The organism is Sphingomonas sp. P4_G3 (assembly GCF_056401105.1).
Genome location: NZ_JBFUJZ010000015.1, coordinates 65,637 through 74,349, shown reverse-complemented (window position 1 = coordinate 74,349; position 8,713 = coordinate 65,637). Strand labels below are relative to the sequence as shown.

Sequence of the window (8,713 nt, the reverse complement as noted above, 5' to 3'; positions counted from 1 at the left end):
GCAACGACACGCTGTTCGGCGGCGGTGGTGCCGACAAGTTCGTGTTCGCCCACGGCACCGGCCAGGACAGTATCGGCGACTTCGTCACAGGGACCGACAAGATCGACCTCACCGCTATCGGCTTTGCCAGCTACCAGGACGTGATCAACGCCACGCACGATGTCGGCGGCAATGCGGTGATCGCCCTCGGCAATGGCGACCAGCTGACCTTGACCGGGGTCACTACCGCGCAACTCCATTCAGGCGACTTCATCGGGGTCGGCAACAGCGCCGCGGCGGTGCAGATGCAGCCGTTCATGGCCGACCTTGGCACCGATGGTAGCTGGCATGGTGGGATCGCCGCGGTCTCGGTCCTGCATGGCTGAGCGGTAACCCGCCGTAGCGATGGGTTGGCGCAAACCAACTCCATCGCCTCGCGGGACGTTGCTGCGGTGCAACTGCGTGAGGTGGAATTGCATCTTGTGACCGCGGCAGCGTAACGATCGCATTGGATTCATTCGAGTATGCGTCTATCGATCGAGGTCGATCAGTAGAAAGCGTACAATGGCGCGCCCCGGGGGCCATAAGGAATCCGAAATTCGCGCCGCGCTGGCCAAGCTGCGCGGTGGGTTCGGCGCGATCGTCGCGCTCAGTGCGTTCATCAACCTGCTGACGATCACCGGCTCGCTGTATCTGATGCTGGTCTATGACCGCGTGTTGCCGGCGCAGAGCCTGCCGACCTTGTTCAGCGTCTTCGCGATGATCCTGATCGCTTATGCCTTTTACGGCGTGTTCGACGTGATGCGCTCGAAGATGCTGGCCGACGTCGCCGCGTCGCTCGACCGCTCGCTGTCCGGGCGTGTCCAGGCGATCGAGGCACGCATCGCGCTCGAACGGCCCGAGGCCAAGGAACAGGTCAGCCCGGTGCGCGACCTCGACCAATTGCGCGCGTTCATCGCCAGCGCCGGGCCGCCGGCGCTGATCGATCTGCCCTGGATCCTGCTGTTCCTGATCATCCTGACCGCAGTGCATTACTGGCTGGGCGTGGTGACCCTGGTCGGGATGCTGGGCCTCGCCGCGCTGACCCTGGTCGCCGAACGCGTCAGCGGGCGCCATGTCGCGGCGGTCGCGCAGGCGGCGGCGAAGCGGCGCCTGCTCGCCGATCGCCAATGGCGCCATGCCGAGATCATCACCGCGCTCGGCATGCGCGACCGGCTGATGCTGCAATGGCGGCGGATCCATCACGATTATCTCGATCAGCAGGCGACCTTGACCGACACCACCGCGACCTTGTCGGGGATCAGCAAGGTGGCGCGGATGGTGCTGCAATCGGTCGTGCTGACCGTTGGTGCGATGCTGGTGATCGACGGCAAGGCGACCGCGGGGATCATTTTCGCCAGCTCGATCCTGTCGGGCCGCGCGCTGGCGCCGGTCGATGCGGCGATCGCCAATTGGAAGCATTTCGTCGGCGCGCGCCAGGCCTGGGCTCGGCTCGACAAATTGTTCGGGCAAGTCCCGCCGCCGGTCGGCGAGCGCACCGAATTGCCGCCGCCGGCCAAGTCGCTGATCGTCGACAATCTCTCGTTGACCCCGCCGGGCAGCCAGCTGACCACCGTCGCCGGGGTCAGCTTCCAAGCACAGGCGGGGCAGGTTGTCGGGATCATCGGCCCCAGTGCGTCGGGCAAATCGTCTCTGGTGCGCGGCGTGCTCGGGGTGTGGAAAGCGGCCAAGGGTGCGGTCCGGCTCGACGCCGCGGCGATCCAGCAATGGGATAGCGAGACGCTCGGCCGCTCGATCGGCTATGTCCCGCAATCGGTCGAATTGTTCGCCGGCACGATCGCCGAGAATATCGCGCGGTTCGAGGTCGGTGCGCCGTCCGACGTGGTGATCGCCGCGGCCAAGGCGGCGGGCGTGCACGAACTGATCGTGCAATTGCCGGGCGGCTACGACCTCCAGGTCGGCGAGGACGGCCAGCAATTGTCCGCCGGCCAGCGTCAGCGCATCGCGCTTGCCCGCGCGCTCTATCGCGACCCGTTCCTGGTCGTGCTCGATGAACCCAATTCGAACCTCGACCCCGATGGCGAGGTGGCACTGGCGCGCGCGGTCGCCGGGGTGAAAGCGCGGGGCGGCATCGTCCTGCTGGTCGCGCATCGCCGCGAGATATTGAGCGTGGTCGATCTGTTGCTGGTGATGCGCGGCGGCACCGCGCAGGCCTTCGGGCCGCGCGACGAGGTGCTGGCCAAGCTCGCGCCGCCACCGCAGCAAGCACCCCGGTCCGATCCGGTGGCGCGCGACGGGAGCGGCGGCAAGGGACCCGGCGGACTGGTCGTCAGCAAGAAGGCCGGGCAATGACCGCGCAGGTCCCGCTCCACGCTTTCTGGCCCGATGCCGAGCCCGATCCCGGCGCCGAGCGGCTGCGTCTCCGTACGCGGCGCGCTTATGTGCTGATCGCAGCCTTGGTGCTCGGCTTTTTCGGCCTGTCGGCGATGCTCCAGGTCGGCGGCGCGGTGGTCGGGTCGGGCGAGGTCGCGGTCGAATCGAACGTCAAGACGCTGATCCATCCGACCGGCGGCATCCTCAAGGCGTTGATGGTCCGCGATGGCGATCATGTCGCCAAGGGGCAGCTGCTGATGCGGCTCGACCAGGGCGTGTCGTCGGTCGGCGCCGAGTCCGCCGCGTTGGGCCTTGAGCAATTGCTCGCGCGGCGCGCGCGGCTGGAAGCGGAACGTGATGGCGCCTCCTCGATCCTGTTCCCGCCCGACCTCACTACCAAGGCCGACGCGCGTGCCAGCGAAGCGATGGCACGCGAGCGGCAATTGTTCGCGCTGCGCCGGCGCGAGCGCGACGGATCGATCGCATTGCTCAACCAGCGCGTGCGCCAATATGACGAGCAGATCGCCAGCTATCAGGCGCAGATCGCGGCGATCGAAAGCCAGATGACGTTGATCGAGCCCGAGCTCGCCGGGCTGCGCAAACTCCACGACCGCCAGCTGGTGACGATCAACCGTCTCAACGAGATGGAGCGCACCGCGGTCCAGATGAAGGGCAGCAAGGCCGCGCTCGAATCGAACATCGCCGAGGCGCGCGCGCATATTTCCGAGGCGAACGAGCAGATCCTCAACGTCGACAAGCAGATCCGCAGCGACGCCGGTACCCAGCTGGCCGAAGTGGTCGGCCAGCTCAACGACCAGCAAGTCCGCGTCGCCACCACCACCGACACGGTCGACCGCAGCGAGATCCGCGCGCCGCAATCGGGCGTGGTCGACAAGATCGCCTATACCACGATCGGCAGCGCGGTGCCGCCCACGCAGCCGCTGCTCCAGATCGTGCCCGATCGCGACACTATGATCGTCGAGGCGCGGATTCGCCCGCAGGATGTCGACCAGGTTCGCGTCGGTCAGGCCGCGCGAGTCACCTTTTCGGGCTTCAACCGTCAGACCACGCCGGACATTTCCGGCAAGCTGATCTTCGTCTCGCCCGACCTCACCTCCGACCAGCGCACCGGCCAGAGCTATTATCGGATCAAGGTGCGGCTAGACGCCGGCGCGCTGGCGAGGGCGCCGCAGATCGCGCTCAAGGCAGGCATGCCGGCCGAGACCTTTGTCGAGACCGGCGACCGCTCGATCCTGTCGTTCCTGGTCAAGCCGCTGCTCGACCAATTGCGCTATTCGATGCGCAGCGAAGGCTGATGGAACCGTTTACCGGGACGGGGCGGCTGGGCTAAGGATCGGGTAAGGCGCCGCGCACTTCGTCGATCGAGCGCCGTCCGAGGGGATCATCGCATGACCGCGCCCAACGCGCCGCTCAAGACCATCACCATCGTCGGCGGCGGCACCGCGGGCTGGATGACCGCCGGGCTGCTCTCGCATTTGTTCCAGAGCTACGACATTCGACTGATCGAGTCGGACGAGATCGGCATCATCGGGGTGGGCGAAGCGACGATCCCGGCGATCCGCGACTATATGACCATCGCGGAGATCGACCAGGTCGAGATGATCCGCGCGACCCAGGCGACGTTCAAACTGGGGATCGATTTCGTCGGCTGGAAGAACGGCAATGATCGCTATTTCCACGGCTTCGGGCGGATCGGGCAGGACTTCATGTGGCTGCACACGCACCAATTGTGGCTGCTCGAACGCGCGGCGGGCAAGGCGCGGCATTTCGACGACTACGCGCTCAATTGCGCGGCCGGGATGGCCAACAAATTCTCGTTTCCCGATCCGCGCAACCCGGCGTCGCCGATGGCCGGGCTGGACTTCGCCTATCAGTTCGATGCGTCGCTGCTCGCGCGCTACCTGCGCGTGCGGTCGGAAGCGGCGGGGGTCGAGCGGATCGAGGGCAAGATCGTCGACGTCAAGCTCGATGGCGAGACCGGCCATGTCGATCACCTCGTGATGGAGGATGGGCGGACGGTCGATGGCGACCTGTTCGTCGATTGCTCGGGGATGCGCGCGCTGCTGATCGGGCAGGCGCTCGGCATCGACTATGAGGACTGGAGCCACTGGCTGCTCAACGACCGCGCGCTGGCGGTGCCGTGCGAGCGCGTGTCACCGCTCACGCCTTATACGCGCGTGACGGCGCGCGATCATGGCTGGCAGTGGCGGATCCCGCTCCAGCACCGCACCGGCAATGGCCACGTCTATTCGAGCAACCATATTTCGGACGACGAAGCGGCCTCGGTGCTGCTCGCCAATCTCGACGGCAGGCCGATCGCCGATCCGCGTCCGGTGCGGTTTCGCCCAGGCAAGCGGCGCAAGGCGTGGGAGAAGAATGTCGTCGCGATCGGCCTGTCGTCGGGGTTTCTCGAGCCGCTCGAATCGACCAGCATCCATCTCATCCAGACCGGGATCATCAAGCTGCTCGGCCTGTTCCCGCACCGCGGGTTCGCCGCCGCCGATGTCGCCGAATATAACCGCCAGCACGATTTCGAATTCACCGACGTGCGCGACTTCATCGTGGCGCATTACAAGGTGACCGATCGCGAGGACACGCCCTATTGGGCGTATCTCAAGAACATGGCGGTTCCCGACAGCCTGACCGAACGGCTCGAGTTGTTCGCGTCGTCGGGGCGCTTCTACAAGCGCGCGGCGGCCGAGCTGTTCCGCGTCGAAAGCTGGGTCCAGGTCCTGCTGGGACAAGGGTTCGCGATGGGGCACGATCCCAACGCGGCGATCATGCCGGACGATGTCCGGGCATCGTTCCTGGGCGATATCGAGGAAGTGATTGCCGATGCCGCGGGGCGGATGCCCGATCACGCCGCCTTCATCGATCTTTATTGCAAGGCGCCGGCGGTAGCGGCTTAACAGGCAAGGGACGGACCGGCAGTCGCCGTCCGTCCCTTGCCTGCCCCCTTACTTAGAACTTGTAGCGGGCGCCGACTTTGAAGTTGCGACCTTGGCTCGCCACGCCGCCCAGATCGTACCGGCCGCTCGCGCCGGCGTCGCCGACGTTACGGAAGCCGCCGCCCCACATCGAGTAGTTGCGGTTGACCATGTCGAACGCGTTGAGTGCCTGGAAATAGACGGTCAGCTCATGCGACTTCGCCCACGGCATCTTGAACGTCTTGGAGAAATTGAAGTCGATGTTCGCGTAGCCGATGCCGCCCGGCTTGTAGATGCCGAAATTGGTCGTGTAGCAGCCGTCGACGGCGGGCGCGGGAATGCCACACAGGACGCCGCCATAATATGGCCCCGACGACAGGGTCAGGAAGGTCGTTGCGCGGATATCCAGCGGCAACCGGACGGTACCCGTGCCGACGAACCGCCACCGCTCGAGCCCACTCGACCTGCCCCAGCCCTGGGCGCCGATCGTTGGCGCATCGAAGTTGAAGGGATCGCCGATATTGGCGCCATTGCGTGAGTCGTTGGACCGGGCGCTGGAAATGGTCAGCGTCGTGCTGAAGCCCCAGCCCGATTCCTCGGTATAGGGCTTGTCGGCCTGCAGGTACAACGCGGCATAGGTGGCCTTGCCGTCGCTGTTGCCGATGAAGATGCTGCCGTAGCCAGGCAACGGCGCGGTGCTGAGGGCGCCTGACGGGAAGAAGATGCCGCCAGCATAGACGTTGCCGTCGTAGGTGAAGACCGGGTTGCCGCCCGGATTGTAGCTCCCGTCCGGATTCCGGTTGCCGACGACTTCCTGATAGATGTTGTGCGACTTGATGTACGAGAAGGAAATCGAGGTATTGATCTTGCCGAGCCGCTTCCGGACCCCGAAACTGAACTGGTCAGAATAGGGCACCTTGGTGTTGTTGTTCATCAGGTGCACTTCGCCGCCCCGCATCGCGGCCAGCGCACGCAGTGCGGTGACGTCGGTCGGGATCGTCGTGACGCAGCCCAGGGTGCCCAGGGTGCAATTGGGCGGCGTGTTGATGGTCACGACCGATTCGTAAACGTCCTTGATAGTCTCCAGCGCGGAATCGATGAACAACGACCGGTTGTAGTAACGGCCGCCGCCGATCGTGAAGACCAGGTCGCGATCGCCCTTCACATCGTAGGAGATGCCCAGACGCGGCTGAAACGCGCCCGTGAACGGCTTACGATTGCTGCCGGTCGAGATGTAGTCGTCAGGGTTGATTCCCGCTGCCTTCCAGCCAGGATAGGCGCGGATCGCGGCCGCAATGTTGGCCGGCGTCACGAACTTTTCGTTGCGCGAATTGGACTCATAGTCCCAACGCAGGCCAGCGCTGACCTGCCAATGGTCGTCGGGTTTCCAGTCGTCCTGGATGAACAGGCCCACCTCGGTGTTCTTCGCGGTGACCGGCTGGACCGCGGCAGTGTTGATCGACGCTGCGAAGGGCGTCGACGAACCGATTCCGGTGAAAGTATTGCCGTTATAGAAGAATGTGCCCTGGCTATTGTTATCCTCAAGGCGCTGCAGTTTGGTGAAATTGACCTTCACACCGGCCTTGACCGTATGCGCGCCACCGAAAAACGTCACATTGTCCTTGAATAGCGTCTGATACTGATGGTCATCCTGCGTAAAATTCGTCCCGCCAAGGGCGATAACTCTCGCGCTGCCCACGTTCGGTGTGTTTCCCGGACCACCATCGACGACGACATAGGATGAACCAGGAGTATTGGGTATCGCCCCGTTGGCTGCGGCATCGCGCGCGAAGATGAACTCATTGAGCCAATTTTCACCGCGGTGAGCCCAAGTGAGCTGATACCGGTGCTCGTCGTTTCGGTTCCTCGTCGATGCGTCGGTCGTCGTCACACCTCCGTTGATCTGGAGATTGGACTCGTTACGAATGAACGCGCTGACATTGATGGTATCTTGCGACGTCGCGAAAAATGTCAACTTGCCGAAATACAGCTTCTCATTGAAGTCCGCCGCGAAACTGCCGTTATATTGCGACCGGGCGCTTTGAGCATAGGCTGCCGCTGCAGGAGTGGGAGCGCTTAATCCGGTGGGAAATTGTGTTGATGTCGGATAGACGCCGATATCATTCGAGCCGAAGGTCTTCTTGGTCCCTTCGAAATCGACGAAGAACGTCAGCTTGTCCTTGATGATCGGGCCGCCGAGATTGCCGCCATAATATTTGGTGTCGAAATCGGGCTTCTGCTTGTACGGGCGCGTCGCGTTGTTGCGGCCACCCGGCCGGTCGTCGAAATTCTCGCTGATGAACGCCTTGGGCTGCCATTCGCCAAAGAGCTCGCCGTGGAATTCGTTGCCGCCCGTTTTCGTCACGGACGAGATCACGGCCGATCCCGATTGCTCGAACTCTGCCTTGAAGTTCTGCGTCTGGACGTCGAACTGGTCGACCGCCGATGCCGGGAACGGGTTACCCGAGGATAGGTTCTGCCCGAGCGTGCCGCCGTGGTTGACCAGGTTCTTGATGCTGATGCCGTCAATGAACGTGTTGGTATTGTCCGAATTGACGCCGCCCGCCTGAACCCGACGGGCCCTGCCGCCGAGCGTGGGGGCTTCGACGGTGACGCCGGGCGCCAGCGCGGCGAAATTCAGGAAGTTGCGGTCGCCGTTGGGCAGGTTCTCGAGCTGGAAGCGCGAGATGTTGGTACTGATGGTCGGCGTCTTGACGTCGCGGGCGCGCGAACCAGTCACGACGATGTCCTTGGTGTTCTCCGGCGCCGCGATCAGATCAGCGGTGACTGCCTGGCCCAGCGGCACGACGACGATGACGGACTTGTCGCCCGAGGCTACGCGATAGGTGCTCGGCGGGACCCCCACCAACACGTAATTGCCATTGGCGTCGACCTTGACGGTATCCTGATGGCCGGTGTTCGTATCCGTGAGCACCACGGTCGCGCCGGCGGCGGCACCATCGACATGTCCTTGAATGGTCGAGGTCGTCTGCGCGGAAGCCGGCATGGCCAGCGCAAGCGCGCCGCCGGCCAGGATGGTGGTCGCGAGTGCGGTCCGCAGGCTGGCCCTCATCAGGTTCGTCATCTCAATTCCCCTTGCACGCGGGCGCGAGCGCCCTTTGTCCAGTTGTTTGTCGGTTATGATGTCACAATGCTTCGCGCGCGCCGCGCATGGCGGTCGCCGGTGCCGTCCGGGCGCCCTTCGGCTATCGCTGGGTGTGATTGGCTTGCAGCCATCGCCTTGATCTGAATCCTCTCCTCCGCCGGCAAGCTCTGCCGGGTGGACGGGATCGACTCTCACGGTCGCGTAACCGGTTCCACAGTTGCACCGTAACCGGTTTCATGCGCATTCGCCAAGCAGAAATCGACTGCCGCGAATCGCGCGGGGCCGGATTTGCCGGGCCTGTTGCGGG

General features: G+C 64.2%; 5 protein-coding genes. 4 read left to right on the top strand and 1 reads right to left on the bottom strand.

What is annotated here, in order from left to right; all coding sequences use genetic code 11:
* The 4 genes from AC1DQQ_RS21835 to AC1DQQ_RS21820 form a co-directional block, all read left to right on the top strand.
* Positions 1 to 365: M10 family metallopeptidase C-terminal domain-containing protein (locus AC1DQQ_RS21835; protein WP_478046764.1), on the top strand; the 365-nt coding region annotated here is incomplete at its 5' end.
* Positions 366 to 543: 178 nt separating this feature from the next.
* A complete protein-coding gene (locus tag AC1DQQ_RS21830; RefSeq protein WP_478046763.1) occupies positions 544 to 2,331 on the top strand; it encodes a type I secretion system permease/ATPase in 1,788 nt (595 codons plus the stop codon).
* Complete coding sequence (locus tag AC1DQQ_RS21825) at positions 2,328 to 3,668, top strand: HlyD family type I secretion periplasmic adaptor subunit (protein WP_478046762.1); 1,341 nt, start codon at positions 2,328 to 2,330, stop codon at positions 3,666 to 3,668. The genes AC1DQQ_RS21830 and AC1DQQ_RS21825 overlap by 4 nt, the downstream gene beginning before the upstream one ends.
* Before the next feature lie 93 nt (positions 3,669 to 3,761).
* The gene (locus AC1DQQ_RS21820; RefSeq protein WP_478046761.1) at positions 3,762 to 5,282 is read left to right on the top strand and encodes a tryptophan halogenase family protein; all 1,521 of its coding nucleotides are present in this window, start codon (positions 3,762 to 3,764) and stop codon (positions 5,280 to 5,282) included.
* Between the two features lie 52 nt (positions 5,283 to 5,334).
* Here the strand turns inward: AC1DQQ_RS21820 and AC1DQQ_RS21815 are convergent, their stop codons facing one another.
* A complete protein-coding gene (locus AC1DQQ_RS21815; protein ID WP_478046760.1) occupies positions 5,335 to 8,385 on the bottom strand; it encodes a TonB-dependent receptor in 3,051 nt (1,016 codons plus the stop codon).
* Positions 8,386 to 8,713 lie beyond the last annotated feature (328 nt).

Bases quoted from the DNA above. Each gene is read 5' to 3' on its own strand.
- AC1DQQ_RS21830 (WP_478046763.1), top strand. From the start codon at position 544: ATGGCGCGCCCCGGGGGCCATAAGGAATCCGAAATTCGCGCCGCGCTG.
- AC1DQQ_RS21825 (WP_478046762.1), top strand. From the start codon at position 2,328: ATGACCGCGCAGGTCCCGCTCCACGCTTTCTGGCCCGATGCCGAGCCC.
- AC1DQQ_RS21820 (WP_478046761.1), top strand. From the start codon at position 3,762: ATGACCGCGCCCAACGCGCCGCTCAAGACCATCACCATCGTCGGCGGC.
- AC1DQQ_RS21815 (WP_478046760.1), bottom strand. From the start codon at position 8,385: ATGACGAACCTGATGAGGGCCAGCCTGCGGACCGCACTCGCGACCACC.